The organism is Paraburkholderia sp. BCC1885, assembly GCF_900996235.1.
Classification (GTDB): Bacteria; Pseudomonadota; Gammaproteobacteria; order Burkholderiales; family Burkholderiaceae; genus Paraburkholderia.
Map to the genome: position 1 here is coordinate 1 of NZ_CAAJGM010000213.1, position 26,500 is coordinate 26,500.

Genomic DNA, 26,500 nt, shown 5'->3' on the forward strand with positions numbered 1-26,500 from the left:
GTGGAGCGCAAACGTCTGAATAACGAGTTCGGCTATGGACTGACGCTGTACGGCTGGGACGGCGATACGCTGGCGTATGAAACGTCGTGGGAGAAGCGCACGACGACGCACTACGTGTACGAGCCTGGCAGCTTCACGCCGCTGATGCAGGCGACCGGGGCGGCGGTGCTTGATGACAGGACACCAGCGCCGCCAGCGTTCGGGGCGGTGGCGTATTATCATTGTGACCAGATCGGCACGCCGCAGGAACTGAGCGACGCGGACGGCGCGATTGCCTGGAGTGCGTATTACCGGGCGTGGGGTGAAGCGAAGGAAGTGATCGGCGACGCGGCGCGCAAGGCGGGAATCAGCAATCCGCTGCGCTTCGCGGGGCAGTACTTTGATCATGAGACCGGGCTGCACTATAACCGGCATCGGTATTATGATCCGCACAGTGGGCGCTTCATCTCGAAGGACCCCATCGGGCTTGCGGGCGGCATCAATGTGTACCAGTACGCTCCGAACCCGATTAGCTGGGTTGATCCCCTAGGGTTGATGGGGCGTAATGGCGCCTTCAGACAGGCCAAACGTGACGCAGGGATTCCGATGAGCCAACGTCCAGATTCCGTCACGAGGACGCCCATGACTTCACGAGGAGGATGCCCGGTCATTTGCAACGGTAAGCGCGTGGAAACACGCGAGTATCTCTTTACCCGAGAAGATGGAAGTCAGGTCGTTATTCAAGATCATGGTGCGGGACATCAATTCGGCGAAGGGGGCATGGCGATCAAGGGCCGCATTTCAACGTAAGGCCGGCTGGCGAAACCAGAAATGGTTCGGTGCTTGGGACGGCAGCGCATTATCCTTTCGATCAATGAGTGAGAAACGTGAATCCAATCCTTAACTATTTGGACAACGGAAAATTCCTGTCGTCTTTGTACGGAGACGCTCTTAGTTTCTGCGGCGTGGACCTACAGGAAATCAAGCTTGGATGGGATGGTCCAATCGCACGATTTGTTCTCTGTCTGAAGGACTTTCCTGCGTCCCCTCCTGAAAAGTGGAGGGGGCTAAACACGGTTCAGGTTGAGTTATCTCTGTTTCCCCTATATGAGGTAAATATGACGTCATTTGGTCGCGGCAATAGGTGCAACCTAGATATAGAGCGCACCGAAAATGGAGTTCTGACGGTAACGCTGTCTGGAGAGTCCACCGCGTTGTTTAAGACCATGTCAGTAAGCGTTGACAGGGTGTCAGCCCTTCTCCGAGACAGCTAATGTCTATCAGTACGCGCCCAATCCGATTAGCTGGGTCGATCCACTGGGGTTGACTCCTTGTAAGAGGTGCCTGCCAAAATGTACTGACAACTCAATTCAAGGCCCCAAAAACGAGACTCAAATGGCGCAGGAGTTGTCCAATCAAATTGGACAGAATTCGGTCTCATTCTCTATACCGACGACTCAGGGGCATATCGATTTGCAAGGCGCTTCGCATTTCGACAAAGCAACGGGAACTGATATTCCTACTCCGCACGTGCAGACTCGGGCAATCAACATTGGTCCAAATGGGCAGATAACGACGTCGAAGAAAACGGAAGTTACACAGCCGGCAACCAAACAGGATGTTCGAGTGGTTCGGGAGCTTGCAAGGCGAAAGGGGTTATGCCGATGAAGGATTTAATTGACGCGTTGCAAGATTGGTATGCGCTGCAATGTAACGGTGACTGGGAGCATTCTTTCGGTATTGAGATTGTCAATATCGACAATCCTGGGTGGAAGGTAAAGATAACCGGGGCAACTGGTAGACAACCAGTGAACAACAGTTCTGAGCGCAGCGAAGTTGATTGGATTGCGGTTAAAGCAACTGAGACAGAGTTCAATGGCTACGGCGGCTCCTGTAATTTGAAGGAACTGATAACTCTAGCCGTTGACTGGCTTCAATAGACCAGGGGCCGCTTGTGCGGCCCTTCGTTCTTCTACCCGGTGGTCATGCGCGGCCGCGCCTGGATGTTTGCACCTGAGCGAGCCATGCCTTGCGCAGTTCGTCATTCTCGGCCTTACGCTCGATGGCAAACGCCTCGCGCTCGCGCTTTCTGGCGGGATAGTCGTATTCAGGGGTGACGGTAAGGCTTTGCCGGATGTAGTCAACCGAGACATTGACGCGCTGTCCGGTACTGAAGAGATGGCCTTCGCCTAACCACCTGTCGATGTGTTCCCAGGGCAGGAAGGGTTGTTGTGGGCGTGGAGGTGTATCCAGTGAATAGCCATCGGGCGTATCGCGCAGCCTGACGGTCATGCTGGATGAACGTTTCGCTCTGGGTGGACGTGCTTTATGTGCAAGTCAGGGGGTACCCGGATGGCGGCGAAGAGCAGTTCAGGTGGGATGCACGCGGCAACCTGGCCACGCACACCGATGCGCTGAACCGGCAGACGCATTACCGTTACAGTGCTGCGGGGCTGCCTGCCGCGCGTACCAATGCGCAAGATGAAGAGCTCGCCTACAGCTGGAATCCGCAGGGGCAGATCGTGGGCCTGCGCAACGGGAACGGCAGCGAATACCGGTTTGAGTATGACGCGGGCGGGCGGCTCGTCACTGAAACGGGTTTCGACGGCAGGACCGTCCAGTATTTCCGGGCGGCGGGCAGCGGGGCGGTCACGAACCAGCTCGACGGCGATGTGATGCAGGCATTCGACTACGACGCGATGGGACGGCTCAAACGGCGTCGCGGCTGGAAGGCGCAGTTCACCGACCGGAGCCGGGTGTAAGTTGACACGCTCATATGACTCAACGGGGAAGGTGAAGGTTGTTTCGCCAGACGATGGCAATCGTCATTTCCCAACTACAGGTGAATAGCAATGCACGCCGGAAAAGAGAAAGATTACTTTGAATCAAGCGATGGAGCACTTCGGATATGGATCGAGCAAGAGTCATCCATTCACATCAAAGCAGTGACAAAAGAAGGCGATCCAGTCGAGTTGTCTGAGTCGGAGGCGCTGGAAATAGCAGACGTGTTGAAGAACTTCGCAAGTCGAATCTAGTTATAAACGGGGCCGCAAATGCGGCCCTTGATTCTTCTATCTGGAGCTTACGCCCGGGTGCGCCTGGTCGTCTGTACTTCAGCGAGCTATGCCTCGCGCAGGCCGTCATTGTCGGCCTTGCGCCCGATGGCAAACGTATCTCGCTCGCACGCTTTGGCGGCGTAATCGCGTTTTGGAGTAACGGCGAGGCATGGCCGGATGTAGTCAACCGAGACATGGACGCGCTGGCCGGTGCTAATCAGGGGGTACCCGAATGGCGGCGAAGAGCAGTTCACGTGGGATGCGCGCGGCAACCTGGCCGCGCATACGGCACGCAATGTCCGCACCGCATACTTCGGGCATGACCGGCACGACAACCTCACGTGCGTCCAGGCCCAGAGGGCAACCGCTGGGAGCGGTGCTACGACACCAAGGGGCGAGTCGTCGAAGCAGCCGATCCGACCTTCAGATTGGTCTTAGCCATGGTCAACTCCCCGATTGAGTTGGTGATGGTCAGCGGGCCGTATGGGTTGTCGCGCTGCATGATGTGGAGGATGGCCGATATTAGCCTGTTCGCGCCCCTGCGCCCAAGTCGAGGCCCGAGGTCGAGAAAACAATCGCGCCACGAATAAAGCAATCAGTTACAGACACACCGCCAGGTTTTGGGCATGGGACGTGCTACTGGGTGTCTACTGCACGATCGCAGGACGACATTCACCAACGGTAAGGATCACCATGATGAAAGCCAAGACACTCGTTTGCGCCGGCGCGCTCCTGTTCACCTGTGCTTTACCCGCTGCCCAGGCGCAGCTTGCCGGCATTCAGCCGCTCGGCGGCACGGTCGACGAAACCAATAGCCTTCTGCATGGCTGGAGCGTGCGCAAGGCACTCGTCGACGAACCGGTCTACAACGACAACAAGGACAAGATCGGCAGCATCTACGATCTGATCATCGCGCCGGACCGTAAGGCCACCTATGCGGTGCTGTCGGTAGGCGGCTTCCTCGGCATGGGCATTCACTACGTCGCCATTCCGATCGACCACTTCGAGATCCGCGACGGCAATCTGTTCCTCGCGGGCGCCACCAAGGACGCGCTCAAGCAGGTGCCGGAGTTCGAGTACAACAAGCTCGAAAAGGCGACCAAGCCGCGCAAGGGCTAAACGCGCAGCAGCGCAATGCGCGCGCCGTTGTGCCGACGTGCCGTTGTGCCGCGGAGTCAGTCGCGCGGCACCAGCGCCTGGCGCTTCGTCTCCAGTTGCGTGATCACGCGCTGGAGCATGCGCTCGGCGAGGCCGGGCAGTTCGACGAAGCGGCATCCCATCACGAAGCGCCGTTCGCCGCTCGCGCTCAGCGTATGGCGCGGCGCGACGATTTCGAGGTCGAGCGTCAGCGCGCCATAACTACCCAGCAACACGGTGACCCCGTGCAGCACACAACCCGCTTCCAGCAATCCGAAGCGGGTATTGGCGGTTCGCAACGCCACGCCGCCTAACGACAGGTCCTGCAGTTCGACCGTGAACGAATCGCCGTCTGCGTAACGGCCGCTGGCGGTGTATGGATCGAGCACCGGGGTCCGCACGCGGAAGTATTCGCGGCGCTGCACGCAATACAGCACCGCGGGAAACGGTGCTTCAAACGCCAGACGTCCTTCGAAGACGATCCGGGCGGCGCGTTCCGTGACGAATTCGGTGCGAATCCCGCCCGGCAGGCTGCGGAACACGAGTCGCCCGGCGTCGCTCAAGGCATGGTTGTCGGCGCAGACGCTGCCTGCATCGAAGATAAAACGCGCGTTGCGCGAATCGACTTCCAGCAGTTGCGTGACGATCTGCCGGCCGCCGAATTCCACCGTCACGAAGTCCTGACCGGACACCAGCTTGCGCAGACAGACCGCGATCTGCAGCGGATGCTGCTGCGCGAAGGCCGGCGAAATATCGGTGGCGGCATCGGCGCGGTTGGAATCGGGAACAGAAGCGAGTTCGGGTGAGAGGTCGACAATCATCGTAGGGTCCGCTGAGCGTGGTGGCCTAGGCCTGGCCGGTTAGTCCAGCGAGCGGCGGCGTGATGCATTGCCGGCGCCCGGATCATGCACGCTCTACTGCAGGGACCGTGCCAATTGCGAACGGGCGGTTGCGCTCAGCCCGGCGAAAGTCGTCGAGCCTGATGGGACGGGGCTTGGCGGCATGCGAGGCGAACCCGCGCCGCTGGCTTGATTGCCGGTCGCTACGTTACGCGGCCGTCGTGTTACGGACACGTCGCGCGCACGAACCGGTATCCAACTGAATACGTCACCTCATCCGATTGTGCTGAAAACGCGAACTATGAATTCGGCTCAGATGCGTTGATGTGCGGCGTGCAATCCATAGAATGACTTCCGTGGACTCACTCTTCACACGTCAGCGGCCGCATTGGGGCGTTTTTTAAAGCTCATGGCGGCGTCCCTGCGTGAAGAAGTGGCCGGGCAGGATTGACGCGCATTTGGCGCAAATCGAACAGGAAAGATCATGAAATACGACTCATCGAATGCAGCAAATGGCGGTTCCAACGGAAGCCGGCCGGATGTGCGCGCAGAGATCCAGCCTGCCGTGCAGAGCACGCCCGAAGTACGCAAGACGCCGGCGCCGGTGCGCAACTGGGCGTGGGCGCATAACACGGAATCGTATGACTGGATGGACTCGCACAGCCCGTCTTCCACACGCGACTCGTTTCATTGACCATTTACGTCCAACGTAGATACGCGCAATGTGGACGCACTGTCAGCCCGCGCCTCGGCTGACGGTGCAGCGCGAACCTGTATCAGTCTGCGCTAATCCCTCTGCCTCGAAGGGGTTTTAGCGCGCGTCGCAATTGTTTCCTGCTCCCTATGGTATTGAATAGCTAGAGCGGCAAAGGCCGCTCGGGCAGGCGAAGCGGTCCGTTTGCCTGCCTTTTTGCGTATGCCTGTCGCGATACCTCATCCACCATCAAAGGAGCAGGACATGTCACTCGAAAAGGTTCTCTACACCGCCCACGCAACCGCTACCGGAGGCCGCGACGGCCGCGCGGTGGTGCCGGACTCGGGACTGGATCTGAAACTGACCACTCCGAAGGAACTCGGCGGTGGCGGCGGGCAGGGCGCGAACCCGGAACAACTGTTCGCGGCCGGCTATAGTGCGTGCTTCATCGGCGCCATGAAATTCGTCGGCGCGCGTGACAAGATCGCCGTGCCGGCGGATGCGTCGGTGGCGGGCAGTGTCGGCATTGGCCAGATTCCCAACGGCTTCGGCATTCAGGTCGAACTCAAGATCACGCTTCCCGGCATGGCTCGCGAAGAAGCGCAGGCGCTGATCGAAAAGGCCCACGTAGTGTGCCCGTATTCGAACGCGACCCGAAACAACATTGATGTCACGCTGACGCTCGCCTGAGCGCGCGGCACGGCGGACGCGGCGCGGCTTCCATAAAAAGCCGTGCCGCATCCCGGTGCAACGCTCATTCCAGCGGGAACCCGTCCGCAAAGCGGTCCCGCAGATAATTGACGAACAGGCTCACGGCCCGCGGCACATGCGACGCATAAGGCCGCACCACATAGAGCTGCTCCGCAAACGCGCCCGTCACGCGCCAATCCGGCAACACCACCGCCAGTTTTCCCGCCTGCACGGCCGCCTGCGCCGTGAAATCCGGCAGGAGCGCGATACCCATGTCGTCCAGCGCCGCATCGCGCAGGGTTTCACTGTTATTGGCCGAGAATTGTCCGTTGACCGGCAGGATGACGGGCGTCGCCGCCGTCTTGCGCGCCGTTTTGCGCTCGAACGACCACATGCCGCCGCCGGTCGGGCGCGGATAGAACAGGCAGTCGTGCGCGGACAGATCCTCGGGCGTCGCGGGCGTGCCGCGTCTGCGCAGATAGGCGCGCGTCGCCACGATCACCGAATGCGTCGGGCAAAGTTTCCATGCGACGTGGGTGTCGGGCGCTTCCGCGCTGTGGCGAATCGCCAGATCGAAACCCTCGGTGGCGAGCGAGGCGATCCGGTCCGATACTTCAAGCTGCACCCTGACTTCGGGATTGGCCCGCATAAACGCGGGGAGTTGCGGCACCAGTTGCTGCCGCGCAAATGCCACTGGCGCGGTGACCCTGATCAGGCCGCGCGCGACGCCCGCCAGTTCGCGGACGCTGGAAAAACTGCTGGCGATCTGTGCGTAATGGCCGCGGGTGTCTTCCACCAGCCGCTGGCCCGCTTCGGTCAGGCGAACGCTGCGCGTGGTGCGCTGCACCAGCGAAATGCCCGCGGCGCGCTCCAGTTCGGAAATGCGCTGGCTCATGGCGGCCTTGCTGACGCCCAGCCGCGAGGCCGCCGCCGTATAGCTGCCTTGTTCGGCGAGCACGGTGAGCCAGTGCAGATGCGTCCACAGACCCTCAATTTTTTCGACATCCATACACTGATTGTTCGCTGTAGAAAACAGTAAGTTCAATGATAGCGTCTTTGCAGACGGGTCGGCGGCTCCTAGACTTCGTCTACCGCCCCTTAACGATCAGGAGACCCCATGCAAGCCTTCAACGATACCGCTGACGTCGTCCATTACATCAACGGCGAGCGCGTCGCCGGTAACGGCAGCCGCAGCCAGCCGGTCTTCAATCCGGCAACTGGCGCGCGGCCCCGCACCCTGCGGCTCGGCGAAGCGGCGGACGTGGATGCCGCCGTGGCCAGCGCCAAGGCGGCGTTTCCGAAGTGGAGCGACACGCCGCCGATTCGCCGTGCGCGCGTCATGCTGCGTTTCCTCGAATTGATGAACAAGCATCGCGACGAACTCGCGGCCATCATCACGGCCGAACACGGCAAGGTGTTCTCGGATGCGCAAGGCGAAGTGTCGCGCGGCATCGACGTAATCGAATTTGCCTGCGGCATCCCGCAACTGCTCAAGGGCGACTACACCGAGCAGGTTTCGACAGGCATCGACAACTGGACTACGCGCCAGGCGCTGGGCGTCGTCGCTGGCATCACGCCGTTCAATTTCCCGTGCATGGTGCCGTGCTGGATGTTCCCGGTGGCGATTGCCGCCGGCAACGCGTTCATCCTCAAGCCGAGCGAGCGCGATCCGTCTGCCTCGCTGTTCATGGCAGAGTTGCTGAAGCAGGCCGGCCTGCCCGACGGCGTTTTCAACGTGGTGCAGGGCGACAAGGTGGTGGTGGATGCCTTGCTGGCGCATCCGGATGTGAAGGCGGTGAGCTTCGTCGGTTCGACGCCGATTGCCAATTACATCTACGAAACCGGCGCGAAAAACGGCAAGCGCGTGCAGGCGCTGGGCGGCGCGAAAAATCACATGGTGGTGATGCCGGATGCCGACCTCGACCAGGCGATCGACGCTCTGGTCGGCGCGGGCTACGGCTCGGCCGGCGAGCGCTGCATGGCGATTTCGGTGGCGGTGCTGGTGGGCGACGTGGCCGACAAGATCATTCCCCGTCTGGCCGAGCGCGCCCGCAATCTGGTGGTGAAGAACGGCATGGAGGCCGACGCGGAAATGGGCCCCATCGTTACGCGCCAGGCACTGGAGCGTATCGAAGGCTACATTGCGCTGGGCGTCGAGGAAGGCGCCAAGCTGGTGGTCGACGGTCGCGGTCTGAAGGTGCCGGGTCACGAAGACGGCTTCTTCACCGGCGGCACGCTGTTCGACAACGTCACGCCGGACATGCGCATCTATAAGGAAGAGATTTTCGGTCCGGTGCTGGCCTGCGTGCGCGTCAAGGACTTCACGGAAGCGGTCGATCTGATCAACGCGCACGAATTCGGCAACGGCGTGGCGTGCTATACGCGTGACGGTCACGTGGCGCGCGAGTTCGGCCGCCGTATCGAAGTGGGCATGGTGGGTATCAACGTGCCGATTCCGGTGCCGATGGCGTGGCACGGCTTCGGCGGCTGGAAGCGCAGCCTGTTCGGCGACATGCATGCATACGGCGAAGAGGGCGTGCGCTTCTACACGAAGCAGAAGTCGATCATGCAGCGCTGGCCCGAAAGCACCGAGAAAGGCGCCGAGTTTGCCATGCCGACCGCAAAGTAAGCCGTCGCCCAAACTGCGGTAACACCACGACTGAGCCTCGTGCCTTGTATCAGGCACGAGGCTCAGCGCTTTTTTGGCGCGCGAAAACGGCACGTGCACGTGATCGCGCCGGTGGGCCCCACCGGCCACCGTGCGAATTCGCTAACGCGCCGTGCGAATTGAACAGCGCGGCCATGCACGGCGCGGCACTATCACCCCACGCACGCGGCGCGCCGGCTTCGACGCCGGCACGCCGCGCCATCGCATCATTTCGTGGAGGTGTGTCATGACAACCGCAGCCGACTACCTGGTCGCCACGCTCGAACACGCCGGCGTCAAGCGCATTTTTGGCGTCGTCGGCGATTCGCTGAACGGCGTCTCCGATTCGCTGCGCCGCTCCGGCAAGATCGACTGGATTCACGTTCGCCACGAGGAAGGCGCCGCGTTTGCGGCCGGTGCCGAAGCGCATCTGACGGGTGAGCTTGCGGTGTGCGCGGGCAGTTGCGGACCGGGCAATCTGCATCTGATCAACGGCTTGTTCGATTGCCAACGCAGCGGCGTGCCGGTGCTGGCGATCGCGGCACATATTCCCAGCAGCGAGATCGGCATCGACTATTTTCAGGCCACGCATCCGGAAAGCCTCTTCAAGGAATGCAGCCACTACGTCGAACTGGTGTCGAACGCCGCGCAATTGCCGCAAATCCTCACCCGGGCGATGCGTGTGGCGGTGGCGCGCCGCGGCGTGGCGGTGGTGGTGATTCCCGGCGACGTGGCCTTGTCGCCGTCGTTAGCCAAAGTGCCGGACTGGGTCGTGCCGAAGACCCCGCCGGTGCTGCGTCCGGGCGACAACGATCTCGCCTGCCTCGCGGGCCTGCTGCATTCGGCGTCGCGCGTCACGCTGATGTGCGGCGCGGGCTGTGCGGGCGCGCACGACGAGGTCGTCGAACTGGCTCGGTTGCTCAAGGCGCCCATCGTGCATTCGCTGCGCGGCAAGGAATATATCGAGCACGACAATCCCTACGACGTGGGCATGACCGGCATGGTCGGTTTTGCGTCGGGCTACGCCGCGATGAAAGCCTGCGACATGCTATTGCTGCTCGGCACGGATTTCCCCTACCGGCAGTTCTATCCGGACGAGGCGAAGATCGCGCAGATCGACGTGCGTCCCGAAGCACTCGGCAACCGTTGCCCGCTCGATCTCGGCCTGCTCGGCACCGTGAAGGACACGCTCGCCGCCTTGCTGCCGATGCTGAAAGAAAAGACCGATTCGACGCACCTCGACTGCGCCCTCGAACACTACGCCAGCGCACGCAAGGATCTCGATTCGCTCGCCGAAAGCAATCCTTCGAGCACGACGATTCATCCGCAGTATGTGACACGTCTGGTTAGCCAGCTCGCCGCGGACGACGCGATTTTCACCTGCGACGTCGGCACGCCGATCGCCTGGACCGCGCGTTATCTGAAGCTGAACGGCAAGCGCCGGCTGATCGGCTCGTTCAACCACGGCTCGATGGCCAACGCCATGCTGCATGCGATCGGCGCGCAGGCGGCGTGTCCGGGGCGCCAGGTGGTGTCGATGTCCGGCGACGGCGGCTTCGCCATGATGATGGGCGAATTCCTCACGCTGGTGCAGGCCGGCTTGCCGGTCAAGGTCGTGGTGCTGAACAACGGCACGCTCGGCTTCGTCGAAATCGAAATGCGCGCGTCGGGTTTCCTCGATACCGGTTGCGATCTGATCAACCCCAACTTCGCCCACATGGCGGAGGCGATAGGCGTGAAGGGCATTCGCGTCGAGAAGCCGCGGGATCTCGAAGGAGCACTGAGCGCAGCGTTTGCGCACGACGGTCCGGCGCTGGTCGACGTGGTCAGCGCGCGCCAGGAACTGATCATGCCGCCTAAAACTACGGTCGACGAAGCCTGGCATTTCGGCCTCTTCATGATGAAATCGGTGATGGACGGCCGTGGCCGCGAGTTGATCGATCTGGCGAAAGTGAATCTGACGCGCTGATGCGGGCTCGATCTTCGCCTTCGCGCATGCGTTCTATTATCAAGCCGAAAGCGCGCGGAACAGGATTTATCATTAGTATGACGAAATATTCAATCATGTGGACGGCGTTCCCGCGCCGCCGCGAAGCCGCCCTGAGCTTCGCCCCGTGCATGCTGTTGACGGCGTGCAGCGGCTCGCCGTCCGTCGGTGTGCTCGGCGCGTACTTTCCCGACTGGCTGTTTTGCGTTACCGGCGGCGCGGCATTGATGGCAGTCGTGCATGTGCTGTCGTACCGCCACGGCTACGGCGGCTGGCTCACGCCGCCGGCGCTCGTCTATCCCACCCTGACCGTGCTCTTTTCGATCGTGCTCTGGGCCGTCGGCTTTAATTGGTGACACACGGTGAGAACATGAGTACTCCTACGAGCGCGGCAAATTCCGGATCCGCGAAGCGCCCGCGAACCTGGCCGGCGTTGCTGCTGATCGTGCTGACCGTGATCGCGGCCATTGCGGTGATCTGGCGCGTCGACACGGCCCCGCGCACCGACGACGCCTATGCGTATGCGGACACTATCGGCGTGTCGCCGGAAGTGAGCGGCAAGATCGTCAAGCTGGCCGTGCGCGACAATCAGGCAGTGAAGCAGGGCGATCTGCTGTTCGAAATCGACCCGCGTCCCTATCAATACGCCTTGATGCGGGCCAAGGCCGCGCTTGTGCAACTCGACGCGCAGATTCCGCTCACCCAGCGCAGCGTCAATGCGCAGACCTTCGGGGCGACCGCGGCCCGGTCCGCCGTGACGCGTGCCCAGGCGGCGGCGAAGCAGGCCAGCGACACGCTCGCCAGAATGGAGCCGCTAATCGGCAAAGGCTACGTTTCGGCCGACGATCTGGACCGCGCGCGCACCGCGCAGCGCTCGGCACTGGCGGAACTGGCCGCCGCCGAAGCCCAGGCGCGCGAGGCGCAAGCGGCGGTCAGCGGCGTCGATGCCCTGGTGGCGCAGCGGACGGTGTTACAGGCCGAGATCGCCAGCGCGCAACTCAATCTGGAATACGCCACCGTGCGCGCGCCGTTCGACGGACGCGTGGTCGAACTGCGCACGTCGGTCGGCCAGTATGTGTCCGCGCAAAAGCCCGTCTTTACGCTGATCGATACGCGGCACTGGTATGTGATTGCCAATTTCCGCGAAAACGAACTCGGCAGAATCGGTCCCGGCACGCGTGCCACGGTGTATCTGATGAGCGACACGGGCATCCGCTTCAATGGCACGGTGGATTCGGTCGGCTATGGCGTCGATCCGCAAGACGGCGGCGCCACGGCGAACGGTTTGCCGAATATTCAGCGCAGCATCAACTGGGTGCACGTCGCGCAGCGATTCCCGGTGAAGATACGGGTCGATCATCCTGACGCACGGCTGTTTCGCATCGGCACCTCGGCGGTGGCGGTGCTGCGCCCGCTCGAGCAGGGGCAGCAGGAGCGGCAGCAAGATGCGGCGGCCGCGAGCGGAGCGCGATCATGAGCGCGGTCAGCGGCTTGCGGCGTGAGATCCGCTGGCCTATGCCGGTCGCGCGTCTCGTCGCATTTCTGCGGCGCGAACTGGCGGCATTTCCCGGCCGCGGCAATGTGACGATGCGTTGCGCGCTGGGCAGCGCCATCGTGATCGTTGCGTCGATGACCTTGCGCGTGCCGGAACTGGCTTTGTCGCTGATCGTCGTGTTTTACGTCACGCAATCGAACGTAGTGTTGACGCGCATGGTGGCGTTAAGCCTAGTCATTGGCTCGACCTGTGCGATTGCCGCTGCAATCGGGCTTTACGCATTGACCTTCGATTACCCGCTGCTGCGTATCGTGGTGGCGAGCGCGGTGTTTTTCTGCAGCGTCTACCTGATGCGCGCCGTGACGAAGTTTGGGCTGATGTTCTTCCTCATCGCAATCATCGTGATCTATGCGCAGAGCTTTGTCGATCTGACCGATAACGCCGAAGAACTCGTCCGTAGCTGCTTGTGGGTATGGTCGGCGGTAAATTATCCGGTGGTGGTGGCGCTGATCATCAACACCATCCTGTTACCCGCCGAACCGGAATTGCAGTTGCGCGCGGCGATGCATCGGCAACTGGCGGCGGTTCAGGCGCGCCTCGCAGTATTGATCGGGCCGGGCTCTGGCGGGACGGATGCCGCCGTTGCGTCCGTTGCGTCAATTGCGCTCGATGCAGGCGATCTGCAGCAGGGTGTCATGTCGTTGCAAAAACTGCTGCGCTTCTCCACCATGCGCAAGCGTTACAGCGAATCCGCTGCTGCCGCGGTGCTGGCATGTGTGACAGCCGTGTCGCGCCTGTACGAGGCCGCCGCGGAATTACCCGTTTCAGCGCAGAACTATGGCGCGGCTGGGCTGGCAGCGATCCGGCGCGTGCGCGGCGAGGTCGAAGCGCTGGATCGCACGATCGCGCAAGGTGGCTCTTTGGTGCGTCCGGCCGCATCCGCCGTCTCCACGCAGCAAGATGCCGCGACGATACCCATTCCCGCCGTTGCTGCAATGAGCCGTGCCATCGCGGCACTCGCGGACGCAACCCGCACCGAGGCGCCGCGCGAAGACACGGCGCACACCGCGCCCGCCACCCCAACAGCACCGCCCGCGCTGCTGCCGCCGGACGCCTGTTCCAACCCGCGCTACGCCCGCTTCGCCTTGCGCACGCTGCTGTCGGTCCTGATCTGCTATGTGTTCTACAACGCGGTGAAGTGGCCGGGCATCCATACGATCATGCTGACCTGTCTCATCGTTGCGCTGCCGAGTCTCGGCGCGTCGAGCCGTCATGGCCTGCTGCGCGTCATCGGCGCAACGCTCGGCAGCGCGCTCGCCCTGTTCATGGTCGCCTTCGTGATTCCGCACCTGGAAAGCGTGACGGGACTTTTGCTGATGAGTCTGCCCGTAATCGCGCTGGGCGCTTGGATTTCCGCCGGCTCCGAGCGAACCAGCTACGCCGGCTTGCAACTCATGTTTACGTTTTCGCTCGCGCTGCTGGAGCAATTTTCGCCACCGTCCGATCTCACCGAAATCCGCGACCGGCTGGTGGGAATTCTGCTGGGCGTGGCGGTGGCTACCTTTATTCAGCTCTCGGTATGGCCGGAAGGCGAGGCCGATGCGTTGCGCGCGCAATTGTCCAAAGTGCTGCGTGCGATTGCCGCAGTGGCACGCACCCATGCACAGGCGCTTGACGGTGCAGCTGCGGCTGCCGCGGGCGCGCGGTCTGCGCCGCAACCGTCGTTAGCAGCGTGGGCCATGCTGGCGGATTGCGAAGCGACGCTCGCCCGCGTCGCGCTTGAACCCGACTGGCGCGAAGGCGAGACGGCTCGCGTGACGCTACTGGCGCAGACCGTGCTCGCGCAAGGCCGCTCGATCATGCTGGCAAGCGACGCCTTCCACGACGAGGCGATGTTCCATGGCGCACGGACCGCGTCATCGCACACTGCCTTGATCAAGGCTTGCGCGGCGCTGCAGCAGAACCTGAGCGAGTCGCTGGAGCAATACGCGCAGCAATTGTCGGGCGAGCCGCCGGCTGCTACGACACCGATAGCGCTAGACATCAGGAAACTGGCCGCTGCGGGCGAGGCGGGCGCCGAAAATACCGCCGCGCTATTCGATGCGGCCGCCCGTCTTGACGCATCGCTGGCGGGGCTGCCGCTATGGTCGACCGTTGAGCGGAACGCGGCGCTGCCCGCGAACGCGGTTCGGGGATAGCGTGATGCGCGACAATTCAAACGCCTCGAAGCCAGGCAAATCCACGCACGGCAATCGCTGCCGTCGGTCGCCGCGTTTCGTCTTCAGCCAGCATTGGTTGAAGCTGAAGCTAAAACTGGCCATGCTGCCGCTTGGTTCATGCCTCGCCGCCTGCGCACTTATTCATCACGACAGCCCGCCCGCGGCGCTGATTGAACCGGAACAGATTCGCCTTGCCGACGACATCCACCTCGCCAGCGAAGGCTGGCCGTCCGCGCGCTGGTGGGAGCATTATCACGATCCGCAACTCGACACGCTGATCGGACGCGCGCTCAAGCAGGCGCCGACGCTCGCCATTGCGCGCGAGCACGTATCGCAGGCCCACGCCCAGGTCGAATTGATCCGCGCCGGTTCCGACCTGCAGATCTCTGCACGCGCCGACGCCGATCGTGAACGCGTGTCCGACCACGGTTTCCTGAGCGCCTATGCTTCGCACGATCCGGCTATCGGTGCGTATGGGCCCTGGTATTGGACCGGCCTGGTCGGCGTGGACGCGCACTACGATATCGATATCTGGGGCAAGCAACGCGACCTCGTGCGTGCGGCGCTCGGCGAGCAGAATGCGCGGCGCGCGGACGCCGCGCAAGCCGAGCTGGAAGTATCGACGGGCGTGGCGCAGCTTTACTACCAGATCCAGATCGTCGACGCGAGCCTCGCTCTGCTGCGGCAATTGCGCGGCGTCGCCGCAACCGGACTCGACACCCGCACCGCGCGCCATGAACGAGGGCTGGAAGCGCTGACCGCAGCGGCCGAGGCACGCTCGCAACTGCTCGCCATCGACCAGCAGATTGCCTCGGCGCAAGAACAGATCGTGCAGACCCGCGAGGCCTTGCGTGCGGTGCTGGGCGCCGGCCCGGACGATCTGCCGGAGATCAGGCCAGTTGCCTTGCCGGCACCGTCGGTCGGCCTGCCGTCCGCGCTGTCGTTCGAATTGCTTGGCCGCCGGCCCGATCTGCAGGCGATGCGCTGGCTCATCGAAGCGTCGTTCGACCGCATCGATTCCGCCAAGGCCGCGTTTTACCCGAGCTTCGACATTACCGCGTTCTTCGGCTTCAACGCGTTGCGCATGCGCGACCTGTTTACGCATTCGAGCCAGCAGATCAATCTGATTCCGGGGCTCTACCTGCCTATCTTCGACGGCGGCCGCCTGAATGCCGGTTTGCATGGCGCACGCACCGCGAGCAATACGCTGATCGAACAGTACAACCAGGCCGTGCTCGACGCCGTGCGCGACGTGGCGCAAACCGGCAGCGAAATCGACGACCTCGATCATCGCGCGCAATTGCAGCGCGAGCGGATCGACGCCATCCGTTTCGCCAGCGATAGCGCCGAGGCGCAGTATCAGCGGGGTCTCGCCGACCGCACCACGGCCATCCAGGCGAAGGCGCCGGTACTGCAGGGGCAGCTCGCGCTGCTGCAGCTAAACGGCGACGAACTGGAAGCGGAAATCGTCCTGACGCGGGCGCTGGGCGGCGGCTATCGCAGCGACGACCTGCCGGCGCCGCCGCCTCGTGCGGAGCGTCAATCAGGCGGCATGCCGAACTGACCCACGTCCCTCGTGTCCCGGCTCGCGGAGCGTGGGAACTGTGGACAGTGCCTTGCTGGAACCGGCCCAAGACATGGCCGCTAATCCGCACGTCCGCGCCGCCTGGCTCGCCCTTGGCGCGCGAACGCTGCATGGGTTGCATACGGGCTGCATTTCTAGCGGTCGCGCGGGTGCGCCCCCATTCGGGGGATTGACCCGCGCAACACGCACCACTAATTTGAGCGTCGTACCCGCCTGACAGGGAGGCAAGGCCATGATCGCGCGAATCCGCCCGCCATGTTGCGGCATGCTGTGCATTGAAGCAGGATCTGTGCGTCCGCGAGGCCGCTTGTGACGGAACGCCCTCATCTGATCGAATTGACCGCCGAGATCGTGGCGAGCTTCGTCTCGTGCAATCCGCTGCCGGCAGCCGATTTACCCGCCTTCATTTCGAGCACCCACGCTGCGCTGTCCGCACTATGCGACTCGAGTGAGGATGCGCATGCAACTGTCGAGGCGGCGGTCCCCATCGCCGAATCGATCCACGACGACTATCTGGTCTGTCTCGAAGACGGCCGCAAGCTGAAGTCGCTCAAACGTCATCTCCAGCACCGCTACGGCATGACGCCTGAACAATACCGGACCAAATGGGGCTTGCCCGCCGACTATCCGATGGTCGCGCCCGCTTACTCGGCGCTGCGTTCGGTCATTGCGAAGAATCATCCCGCCGGCGCGATCAAACCGCGTCGTCCTGACAAAGCGTAACGCAAGCCGGGCGCGTGTGAACGCCGCGATGTCACCCATCCGAGGGATACCGCAGGGGCGCCCCTGTCGCGCATGATGCTCAGCAACGAAAGCGGCCGCGAGCATGCTGCGCCGGACCGGTTGGCACCGCCACGAGCGTGCGGCTATCCGGCCCTGGCCGCGGGCTGCATTGACAGGGAGTGACGGTATGTCCAGTCCATCACAGGACGCAGCGAGGGTTCGCCGGGCGGTCCGTGCGGCTGCCGGCAGCGGCCTTGACGCGCGCTTGTGCGCGGGCGAGGGTGCCGTCGTGCGGGCCGAAGAACATTGGCGTTGCGCGCCGTTCGCCGCGGCGGATGCGGCCGCCGCGGAGCGCATTCTCGCGGGAAACTGGGGCGAGGGGATGGGCGCGCAGCACGAAGTCTCGAGCGCGGGCGATGCGCGCTTCTATACGGTCGGCATCAGCCTGACTGCGACGACGCTCAAATTCCAGCACGGCGGCGAGATCATCTGCGATGGACCGCTCATGCCCGGTTCGATCCAGGTCACCGCGCCGGGCCAAAGCGTCAAGGCGTTTTACGCTTCGCCGTGCCGTGTGATGCATCTTTTCATCACGCCGTCGCTGTTGGCGCGGCGCTATGCGGAAGCCGACGGGTCGCTCGCGCATGCCGAGCTGGCGGATCGCAGTCCGCGAATCTTTCGTGACGTGGCCATCGAACGGCTGGCGCTCGCGCTGCAGGACGCCAATTCGCTCGCCGATAGCTTCGGCCGGATGTATGCGGACAGCGTCTGCGATGCGATCGTCGCGCGCCTGCTGGCGCCCCGCGCGGACGACAGCGCCGCGCAGGTGCTCTCCAGACACACGGCGCTGCCGCGATGGCGTCTGCGGCGAGCAATCGATTTCATCGAGGCGAACCTCGCCAACCCGATCGGGCTCGCCGAAGTCGCAGCCAGCACCGGTCTCACGCGCATGCATTTCGCCGCGCAGTTTCGCTCGACGACCGGCTATTCGCCGCACGCTTACCTGCTGCGTCGCCGCCTCGAGCATGCGCAGATGCTGCTGCGCTCGTCGGAGTTCAGCGTGCTCAACGTAGCGCTCAGTTGCGGCTTCAGCTCGCACGCGCACTTCACTGCGGTCTTCAAGCGGATGATCGGCGAGCCGCCCAATGCGTGGCGCATGCGGATGCGCGGCAAGGTGCCAGGCGAGGACCTGGTCAGTCTTGCCGCGGAAGGAAGGCGGCTGTGTGACGGCGCGGTTTTAGCGGACGAATCGTCTGATCTAACGCCTCTCCCGCGGCGTGCTCCGTCGAAGTCCCGTATAGACCACGTATAGGCAGCACCAAGACCGGGCCATTACCGAAAAATAACCGAATCATCACGCTTCGCGGTGGCGCCAGGTTTAGTCTGGACGGCATATTCCCTCGTTGATGAGTTGCAACGATCCGGTGTCCCGACGGAGCCTGAAATGAACGATATCGTTGCATACGAAAGCCTTTCGAAATCTGGCGGAACATCTGAAGTCGGCGCGCGGCGCGCGCTGGCTCTCGCCCATGCTCCTGCGGCAGTCCCCGCGTCTGTGTTGCTGGGAAGCCGCGCGGCCGGGGACCTGCGGAACGCCCACGTCGGCGCCAGTTTTGCGAAGCTCAGGCTCGATCTCGAACGCGCATGGCGAAGCGTCATGCGCCTCGATTGCCGTGAAGCACTCGCGATTGCCGAACTGATCGAACAGCGCGCCCACACGTTGTCCGCCAACGTGGCGCAAGCATTGCGCTGCGAGATTGCGGCGCTGCGCGCAGTGGCGTGCGTGTTTCAGGACGACGAAGCGGCCGCCTTGCCGGCGGCATTGTCGGCCTGCGGGCCGGACGCAGGTTTGCCGACAGCGCACGTCGCCTTGACCGTCTGCCGCAGCGTGTACTGGCGGCTCGGCGACCTCAAGCGCTTTCATGCGGTGGAGCGCATCACACTCGACGATCACCCGCGCCGGATACGGGCGGCTTCCGTGCTGTTCGATCTGGCATTGGATGCGGCCGTCGCGCTCGATCAGATGCACTTCCGTGCGGCGCGCCTGCTGGCCGATCAGGCGCTCGAGAACGGCCGGCGCTTCGCCGGCAAGCATGCGCAGGCCGACGCGCTTCCTGCCTGCATCATGGCGCAGGCTCTCCATGAACAGGGCCAGGTGGACGAAGCAGAGGCGCTGCTGGTGGCCCGGATGGATAATATCCGCGAATGCTGTACGGTTGAAAGCGCGCTGCGGGCGCACGGGTTGCTCGCGCGTATCGCCGCCAGCCGGGGACAATTCGGCCGGGCGCGGGTGATCCTCAACGAAGCGGAGGCGCTCGGTGAACGGCGCGGCTGGCTGCGACTGCGGGCCGCGAGCCTCGCGCAGCAGGTGGAAATCGAAGCCGGCAGCGGACGCAACGAACAGGCCGGGAGTGGTCTGCGGCGCCTCGCCGAACTTGCGAATGACGCGCGGGCCACGAGCGCCAACGTGAGCTTCGAGATCGCGCGTTTTCATACGGTCGCGCGGGCGCGCGTCGCGCTGGCCTGCACGCCGTGTACGGTCGATATTGTTTCGTTGCAGCAGATCCACCGCGCCACCCTGCGGCGCGGCGGATTCTATGCAGCGGTGCCCATCGCGCTGTTGCTCGTGGAGGCGCTGCTCGTCACAGAGCAACGCGCGGCGGCGCTGGAGTTGCTGGTCGGTTTGCTGAGACTGGCGCCGGGCGTCGGACTCTATCAAACCTTCATGGATTGCAGTGCCCGCGTCGCGGATCTGATCGAAGAGATTGTCCAGCAACGGCTCGCGCCGCTCAGCGAGGTCCGCGAACTGCTGCCGTATGCGGGCATGCTGCTGATGCACCGGCGGCGCGGTACGCGCGATACGACCGGGTCCGCCGCGGCACGGCGTCAGCACGCAGGCGCGGGACTCAGCGAACGCGAACGCCTGATCGTCGCGATGATGGGACGTGGACTATCCAACAAGCAGATCGCCGCCGAGCTTCGCATCGCGCCCGAAACCGTGAAGTCGCATGCGAAGCATCTCTATACCAAGCTGTCGGTCAGAAACCGGACCGAGGCGGTCACGCTGGCAACCCGGCTCGGTTTGCTTCAGCCTCCAAGGAGTCTTGCAGTTTGAATCACGACTTTCGCGTCCATACGTCGTTGCAGTTTTCCGGCTTTCGGCTCGATCTGGCCAATCAATGCCTCTGGCGCGTGCATCCGGCGCACGCCGCAGTTCGCCTCGATCTGCCGCCGAAAGCCTTCGCCGTGCTGCGCCATCTGGTCGAACATCCGCAGCGGCTGGTGTCGTCCGACGCGCTACTCGAAGCGGTATGGCCGGATGTTCACGTGCAACCCGAAGTCCTCAAGGGCCACGTCGCGGCGATCCGCCGTGCTCTTGGCGACGACGCCGATCATCCGCGCTACATCGAGACGCATCGCGGACGTGGCTACCGGTTCATCGCGTCCGTCGATGCGTTTGCGGCGGGTGGTCAATCGGGTTTCTTCGCGCGCCGGGCGGATCATTTCGTGGGCCGCGGGCCGGAACTGGACACGTTGCAGGCCGCTCATCGGCGCTCGCTGGCTGGCATGCGGCAGATCGTGTTCATTGCGGGCGAAGCGGGGATCGGCAAGACCGCGCTGGTCGACGAATTCCTCGCCGAAACGCCGCACGGCGATGCGCGCGTATTGGGCGGCGGCTGCGTGGAAGGCTATGGCGGAATCGAGCCGTATTACCCGGTGCTCGAAGCCTTGGGCCGTTTATGCCGTGGTGCGGGCGGCAAACAGGTCACCCAGGCGCTCATTGCTATCGCGCCCACGTGGGCCGTCCTGATGCCGGCCCACGTGCCGGCGAGCGTGCGCGAATCGCTGCATGCGCAGACGGTCGGCGCCGGCCGCGAGCGCATGATGCGCGAAATCTGCGATCTGCTGCAAACGCTGGCGGAGGAACGTCCGCTGCTGATCGTGCTGGACGACCTGCACTGGGCAGACTTCTCGACCATCGACATGCTGGCCGTACTCGCGCAACGCGACGAGCCGCTGCGGCTGATGCTGGTCGCAATGTACCGCAACGACGACGCAGCCCGCACCCAGCATCCCGTATCGAAGCTCCGTCATACGCTGTTGCTGCGCGGCGGGTGCGAGGTGATCGAGCTTGCGCCGCTCAAGCCGGACGCAATCGGTGCGTGGTTGATGCACGGCGCAAGCCTGAACCCGCTCGACGAAGAATTGGCGGATCTGATAGCCGAGCGTTGCGGCGGCAATCCGCTTTTCATGCAGGCCATTCTTGAGCATTTGCACGAGCGCGGCCTCGTGGAGCAAACGCCCAATGGCTGGCAGCAGCGCGCGACGGCCGCGCAGTTGCGCGAAGCACTGCCGCGCACGATCGCTCAAGTGATCGAAATGCGTATCCAGCGGCTCGCGCCCAGCACGCAGCGTGCGCTCGAAGCGGCCAGTGTGGTCGGGCTGACGTTTTCCGCCCTCACCACGGCCGAAGCGGCTGCGATGTCCCTTGAGGCATTCGAAGAACTCTGTGAGGAATTGACTCGCCGCGGCCAGTTCATTCGTCGCGCCGGTGTCTGGAGTTTGCCCGACGGCACGAGCGCGCAGTCGTTCCAATTCACGCACACGCTGGTTCGCAGTGTTTTCTATGACCGCCAGGGTCTGACGCGGCGCTCGTCTTCGCATCGGCTGACCGGCGAGCGTCTTGAGAAGCTGTATCCGGCAGGGCAGCGCAGCGGCATCGCCACGGAGTTATGCCGGCATTTCGCGGATGCGCAACAATGGGACAAGGCGCTCGATTATGTGCGAATCGCCTTGCAAACGGCGAAGGTTCGTTATGCTTATCGTGAGGCGTTGGCGGCGCTCGATCAGGCCGATGTTCTGCTCGCGCATTTGCCGGCCGACCTGCGCTCGTTGCGCCGCATCGAGTTTGTCGAAGCCCGCGCGGTGTTGCTCGCGGCCGCTCACGATCTGCAGGCCGTGGGCGCATATCGGGCACTGCATGAACAGGCCTCCCAGACTGGCAAGATCGAAGTGCAACTGCGCGCGCTGCTCGGGCTTGCCTACGTCCTGAGCTGGAACGATCAGGATAGCTCAGTGGCATACCTCGACGATGCGCTCGCGTTGTGCGCGACGTATCCGGACCGGCGCATAAGCGCCGCCACGCAACTCGCGTGTCATGTGCGGCGCATCTGGACGCAAGGCTGGAACGCCGCCGATGCACGGCAAGCCATGGATGCGCTCGCGGTGCTGCGCGAGATCGCGGATCCGGTTTCCATGGCTCGCGCGCAACTGGAACATTGCATGCTCATGATGGTGTCGACGCAGTACCGCGCGGCGCTGCACACCTCGCAGGCAAGCTACGAGGTGCTATACGAGCACGCCGTGCACCACCCGGGCTTCGACATCGCGCGCGGCACGTGGATGAGGCATCTGGGCGTGGCGTGGGCGACCCTGTCGCTCGGCGAACTGGGGCGCTCGCTCGAAGAATTCGATCGCGGCATCAAGCTCTTTCACGAGAACGGCAATTACTTTGCGGCGCGCACGCTGCAGGTCTATCGCGGCTGGTTGCTGGTCCATACGATGGACTTCGAAACGGTGGTCGAACTCGACCGGCAGTTCAGCGAGGCGCTGGATCGTCCCGGCTCCGACGCCGAGGTTCGCGAGCGCGCCGCCCTTCTGCCGCCGCAGCAGCGCGTCTGGACCATTCTCGCCGGGCTGGCGCATGCCGGCCTTGGCGAACACATCGACGCCGCGACGCGTTTTGCCGAAGCCGAACAGCAAATGGATGAAGCGCCCATCATGTTCGACTGGTACTGGCGGCTGGCGCTCGAATGGGGTTGGGCCGGCCTGGCGATTGCCGCCGCCGATCGCGAAGCCACCCAGTTTCGCGCCCGCCGCTTCCTCGCCCGCGCGCTCGCGACCGAAGAGCGGACGTGGCAGGCGCTGGCGTGGGAGACGATGGCCAGAGCGGCGCTGGCCGAGGGCGATCTGCAGAATGCCGTGACGCATCTGGAAGCGGCGTTTTCGGTAACCGAAGGCTTCGAGACGCCGCTCGCGAACTGGCGCCTCCATCGCACCGCGGCGTCGATTCACGAGGCACGTGGTGACGTGGAACGCATGGTGGCGGCGCGCCAGCGTGGCGTCGAGTCACGCATCCGTCTGGCGGGGTCGATTCCACGGGACGCTGCTGGCAACGGCGTCGAGGTGGGCCGGCGTCTCGCGGACCTGGTCGAGGACTAGCAGCCCGCTTCCAGCGTGTCGCGCAGACGATGCCCGGCAGGCAGGCTCGCGGCAAGCGCGGCCTGCCTGGTGGCGGCCAGTTCGGCGTGATGCGTGGCCGCTTCCGCGTCGCCGGCCAGTTGATACACTTCGTTCGCAGTGCGATGGATACGCCAGTCCGCGAGCGGCGTTCGATGCGCCTGCGTGGCGGCGAACGCCTTATCGACGCAGGTTATGGCGTCCGCTACCGCGCCAAGCCGCAGCGCGACACGCGCCTGAACTTCCCACGCCAAGCCGTGCCAGGTACGTTCTTCCGTGCTGGTGGCGAGCTTGACGAGACGCGCGGCATGCGTCATCGCTTCATCGAGCGCGTCTTCGGCGAGCGCCAGATTCGCGAGTCCCCATTCGAGCGAAAGCCGCCAATACCAGTCGAAAATCACCGGTTCGTCGTTCATGCGCTGCAGCACGTCGAGCAAATGAATGCGTGCCGCGCGCGTATCGCCGCGGCCGAGATACGCCAGGCCTTTCAGCAGAAGGCCGAGCCGTTGCTCCGCGGGGAGGGTGGAGCGGCGCGCCGCCGTTTCGCCCGGCGTTTCGGCTAGAACCTGTGTGCAGGATTCGAGCATGGCGTCGAAGTCGAGTGCATGAAATTGCAGCCAGCAGCGGTATAGCGTCAGCGTATCCGCACCGTACTGATTGCCGTTGGTCGCAAACATCGCGATGGCGCGGTCGAACTCCTGCTGCGCGCGGCCGAACTCGCCCAGGTACAGCAACGTCCAGGGCAGGCCGAGATTGACCATCCACGTGGCGCGCGCCATGTTGAATTCGGGCCGGTTCTCGTCGTTGTCGACGAGGAAGCGGTAGCTCGCGAGAATGGTGTCCTGCGCCTGCTGATAGCGCGCGGATACCATCAGCACCATGCTGTATTCACATTGCGACCAGGCGGTGGTGAACGGATCGTCGCCGCGACGCAGGGCTTCGAGCGCGACCTCGCATTGGCGGATGTCGTCCGCATTCCAGCCGCGCACCCACATTCTCCAGACATAACAGCTAATGCGCGTGCGAGCCTGCTGCTGCGTTTGCGTCTGCCGTTCACTCAGCGCGAGCGCTTCGTCGATGATACGGCTGCTGCGCAACTGGTCGCGCCAGCTATAGGCGTAAGCGAGGCTCAGCAATGCGCGGCTCTGAATGTCGATCAGGCCGAGTTGCGCCGCGCGCACGGCCAGTTGCTCGCAGGTTTCGCGGGCGCGCCGGTCGTGTGCCGCGGTCAATACCGACGCGCGTCCTTCGAGAAATTCGGCTTCCGCGCTCGCGCGTGCGGCATCGGGCAGATTGGCGGCCAGCATCATGGCGCGATCGAGAATCGCGAGCGCGTCGTTGTACGCGAGGCGCCTTTTTGCGGTCTGAATGGCGATGCGCAGATAACCGAGCGCACGCGACCATTGCCGCGCCGCCACGAAATGCTGGGCCAGTTCCGCCGCAATGCTGCCGCGTGCTTCGGGCGCGCAGCGCGCTTCGAGCTCCTCGGCAATACGCAGATGGGAATGCGCGGTGCGTAATGCCCCCTGGCGCTCGTAGAACGTCTGACGATACATCGTGTGGCGGAACGCATAGGTGCGCGCCGCGATCACGTGATCGAGCGGCGCGGGAGTTTCGCGGCGGATGAAGCTCTCCTGCCGGCACAGCATCTCGCAGATATCTTCGACATCCTCCTGGCTTAGCTGTGCCACGGGAGCGAGAAGCGTGGCATCGAAGCCGAGCCCCGCGACGCTCGCGGCTTCAAGGACGCGCTGCTGTTCGCCCGTCAAACGCTGGATGCGATGCTCGATCACCTGGCTCAACGTCAGCGGCACTTCGAGCCGTACTTCCGAAGGCGACACGTGCAGCTTCCAGCCTTCGGGCGTGGACTGCGCAATGCCTTGCGCGACCAGATGATCGAGCGTGGCCACCATGAAAAGCGGATTGCCGCCGGAGCGTTCGCAAACAAGCTGCGCGAGGCCGTTGTCGCGGGGATGCTGCGCCTTGCCTTCAAGGTACTCGGCAATCGCTTTTTCGGTCAGCGGTTCGAGCAGGATGTCGTGACAGAGCTTCTGCAAGCCGAGATCGCGATTCAGGCGACAGACGGGATGGTGAGCAACTTCCGCATCTTCAGGGCGATACGTCACGACTACCATCAGGCGGGCGTGATTGCGATGACGGGCGAGGGCGGAGAGCATATCGACCGTCGAATAATCGGACCAATGCAGGTCTTCGAAAACAAGCACGAGCGGTTTTTGCACCGACAGTGCAGCAAAAAACTCGCAGATTTCGCGCAACATGCGACCGCTGACGGCGCCGATCAGTTGCCGCTGCAGTGCAGCGCGATGCCGCTCGGGCACCGACCCGGGAAGCTGCGCCGCCCAGGTGGGAGCGCTCGCAATCAGGCTGCGGGTCATGGCAGCGCCGGCGTCGCCGCGCACCAGCTGCGCGAGCGCCTCGAGCACCGGATAATACGGCTCGGTGCCGCCGTAGCTCTCCACGCAGCGCCCGAGCGACGTGAGGACGTCGTCACGGCCGTCGAACGATTCGAGGAACTGATTAACGAGCGTGGTCTTGCCGATTCCCGGCTCGCCGGCCACAAACACGATTCGCGACTCGCCCGCGCGGGCCTCGTCGAAAAGGGCCTTGAGCCTGTTCAACTGCGGCGTGCGCCCGACGAATGTGCCGTCAGTTGCGGCACCCGCCGCGTCGACGGCATGGACTGGACTGCGATTTCGCAGCGGTGCGATGAAGCGATAGCCCCGGCCGCGATGCGTTTCGATGAACCTGGGGTGGGCCGGATCGTCGCCGAGCGCGGTGCGTATCGACAGCATATGCCCCTTGAGCACTTCCGGCTGCACGAGCACTTTCTGCCAGAGCGCGTCGAGAAACTCGTCATGCGTGACGAGGCGGCCGGCATTGTCCACGAGGTATTGCAGCATGTCATAGGCGCGCGGCCTGAGATTGAGCCGGCGTTCGCCGCCATCCGGCGCGGACTGCCAGACGCACTGATTGGCCCGATCAAGTCGAAAAGGCGGGAAATCGCTCACGTTTGTCTCCGGCCGCGCGGCTCGTCCATTGCTGCAATCCTGTATAGCGTCGCTTTAAACATCCAGCCGATTCTATACCGGCAAAATGTCAGCGAAAACCTCGGCTGTACCGGCGCTCGACAGTCAGGCCATGGAGATCGGCAAGCTCAGGCCGGATGTGGCATAAAGGAGGGGCAGGGA

At 63.6% G+C, this 26,500-nt stretch carries 20 protein-coding genes and 2 pseudogenes; 18 read left to right on the plus strand and 4 right to left on the minus strand.

Translation table 11 applies throughout. The features are described from left to right. The 4 genes and pseudogenes from FQ755_RS23355 to FQ755_RS23370 form a co-directional block, all read left to right on the plus strand. Window positions 1-546: pseudogene (locus tag FQ755_RS23355) on the plus strand (RHS repeat-associated core domain-containing protein); the annotation flags it as partial. Between the two features lie 168 nt (window positions 547-714). Then, window positions 715-857, plus strand: a pseudogene (locus FQ755_RS38775) (HNH/endonuclease VII fold putative polymorphic toxin); the annotation flags it as partial. Between the two features lie 9 nt (window positions 858-866). Continuing rightward, window positions 867-1,253, plus strand: a complete 387-nt coding sequence (locus FQ755_RS38780) for an Imm50 family immunity protein (RefSeq protein WP_169498190.1) — start codon at window positions 867-869, stop codon at window positions 1,251-1,253. Window positions 1,254-1,637: 384 nt separating this feature from the next. Further along, entirely contained in the window at window positions 1,638-1,919 is a 282-nt protein-coding gene (locus FQ755_RS23370; protein WP_144157392.1) for an immunity 53 family protein, read from the plus strand. A 43-nt stretch (window positions 1,920-1,962) separates the two neighbouring features. Here the strand turns inward: FQ755_RS23370 and FQ755_RS23375 are convergent, their stop codons facing one another. Then, window positions 1,963-2,271, minus strand: a complete 309-nt coding sequence (locus FQ755_RS23375; protein WP_144157393.1) for a hypothetical protein — start codon at window positions 2,269-2,271, stop codon at window positions 1,963-1,965. Between the two features lie 5 nt (window positions 2,272-2,276). Between FQ755_RS23375 and FQ755_RS23380 the strand changes: the two genes are divergently transcribed. Beyond that, entirely contained in the window at window positions 2,277-2,741 is a 465-nt protein-coding gene (locus FQ755_RS23380; protein WP_144157394.1) for an RHS repeat domain-containing protein, read from the plus strand. Window positions 2,742-3,731: 990 nt separating this feature from the next. Next, window positions 3,732-4,154: a PRC-barrel domain-containing protein gene (locus FQ755_RS23395; protein ID WP_144157435.1), complete on the plus strand. Its 423-nt coding sequence runs from the start codon at window positions 3,732-3,734 to the stop codon at window positions 4,152-4,154. 56 nt (window positions 4,155-4,210) lie between these two features. On the opposite strand, the gene FQ755_RS23400 is transcribed toward FQ755_RS23395, so the two are convergent. Continuing rightward, window positions 4,211-4,993 carry a flagellar brake protein gene (locus tag FQ755_RS23400; RefSeq protein WP_144157397.1) on the minus strand — a complete coding sequence of 261 codons (783 nt, stop codon included), beginning with the start codon at window positions 4,991-4,993 and terminating at the stop codon, window positions 4,211-4,213. A gap of 502 nt (window positions 4,994-5,495) precedes the next feature. On the opposite strand from FQ755_RS23400, the gene FQ755_RS23405 reads away from it, so the two are divergent. Both FQ755_RS23405 and FQ755_RS23410 read left to right on the plus strand, forming a co-directional pair. Further along, entirely contained in the window at window positions 5,496-5,705 is a 210-nt protein-coding gene (locus FQ755_RS23405) for a hypothetical protein (RefSeq protein WP_144157398.1), read from the plus strand. A gap of 264 nt (window positions 5,706-5,969) precedes the next feature. Then, complete coding sequence (locus FQ755_RS23410; protein ID WP_144157399.1) at window positions 5,970-6,395, plus strand: organic hydroperoxide resistance protein; 426 nt, start codon at window positions 5,970-5,972, stop codon at window positions 6,393-6,395. Between the two features lie 64 nt (window positions 6,396-6,459). Here FQ755_RS23410 and FQ755_RS23415 read toward each other — a convergent pair whose 3' ends face one another. Beyond that, entirely contained in the window at window positions 6,460-7,404 is a 945-nt protein-coding gene (locus FQ755_RS23415; protein WP_144157400.1) for a LysR family transcriptional regulator, read from the minus strand. Window positions 7,405-7,512: 108 nt separating this feature from the next. On the opposite strand from FQ755_RS23415, the gene FQ755_RS23420 reads away from it, so the two are divergent. From FQ755_RS23420 to FQ755_RS23465, 10 genes are all read left to right on the plus strand, one after another. Then, entirely contained in the window at window positions 7,513-9,024 is a 1,512-nt protein-coding gene (locus FQ755_RS23420; protein WP_144157401.1) for a CoA-acylating methylmalonate-semialdehyde dehydrogenase, read from the plus strand. Window positions 9,025-9,289: 265 nt separating this feature from the next. Then, a complete protein-coding gene (gene poxB / locus FQ755_RS23425; RefSeq protein WP_144157402.1) occupies window positions 9,290-11,011 on the plus strand; it encodes a ubiquinone-dependent pyruvate dehydrogenase in 1,722 nt (573 codons plus the stop codon). A 77-nt stretch (window positions 11,012-11,088) separates the two neighbouring features. Continuing rightward, a complete protein-coding gene (locus FQ755_RS23430) occupies window positions 11,089-11,385 on the plus strand; it encodes a YtcA family lipoprotein (RefSeq protein WP_260858814.1) in 297 nt (98 codons plus the stop codon). A gap of 14 nt (window positions 11,386-11,399) precedes the next feature. Continuing rightward, window positions 11,400-12,506 carry a multidrug transporter subunit MdtN gene (mdtN, locus tag FQ755_RS23435; RefSeq protein ID WP_144157403.1) on the plus strand — a complete coding sequence of 369 codons (1,107 nt, stop codon included), beginning with the start codon at window positions 11,400-11,402 and terminating at the stop codon, window positions 12,504-12,506. Then, complete coding sequence (locus tag FQ755_RS23440) at window positions 12,503-14,722, plus strand: FUSC family protein (protein WP_260858815.1); 2,220 nt, start codon at window positions 12,503-12,505, stop codon at window positions 14,720-14,722. Before mdtN ends, FQ755_RS23440 begins: the two co-directional genes overlap by 4 nt. 4 nt (window positions 14,723-14,726) lie before the next feature. Next, entirely contained in the window at window positions 14,727-16,307 is a 1,581-nt protein-coding gene (locus tag FQ755_RS23445) for an MdtP family multidrug efflux transporter outer membrane subunit (protein ID WP_313957470.1), read from the plus strand. Between the two features lie 330 nt (window positions 16,308-16,637). Next, window positions 16,638-17,051 (plus strand): MucR family transcriptional regulator, encoded by a 414-nt coding sequence (locus FQ755_RS23450; RefSeq protein WP_144157404.1) that lies wholly within the window; start codon window positions 16,638-16,640, stop codon window positions 17,049-17,051. 187 nt (window positions 17,052-17,238) lie between these two features. After that, on the plus strand, window positions 17,239-18,363 hold the full coding sequence (locus tag FQ755_RS23455) for a helix-turn-helix domain-containing protein (protein ID WP_186308637.1): 1,125 nt from the start codon (window positions 17,239-17,241) through the stop codon (window positions 18,361-18,363). A 132-nt stretch (window positions 18,364-18,495) separates the two neighbouring features. Further along, the gene (locus FQ755_RS23460) at window positions 18,496-20,166 is read left to right on the plus strand and encodes a LuxR C-terminal-related transcriptional regulator (protein ID WP_144157406.1); all 1,671 of its coding nucleotides are present in this window, start codon (window positions 18,496-18,498) and stop codon (window positions 20,164-20,166) included. Continuing rightward, on the plus strand, window positions 20,163-23,273 hold the full coding sequence (locus FQ755_RS23465) for an ATP-binding protein (RefSeq protein ID WP_186308638.1): 3,111 nt from the start codon (window positions 20,163-20,165) through the stop codon (window positions 23,271-23,273). The genes FQ755_RS23460 and FQ755_RS23465 overlap by 4 nt, the downstream gene beginning before the upstream one ends. On the opposite strand, the gene FQ755_RS23470 is transcribed toward FQ755_RS23465, so the two are convergent. Then, the gene (locus FQ755_RS23470; RefSeq protein ID WP_144157408.1) at window positions 23,270-26,320 is read right to left on the minus strand and encodes an AAA family ATPase; all 3,051 of its coding nucleotides are present in this window, start codon (window positions 26,318-26,320) and stop codon (window positions 23,270-23,272) included. The genes FQ755_RS23465 and FQ755_RS23470 overlap by 4 nt on opposite strands. Window positions 26,321-26,500: the final 180 nt, after the last annotated feature.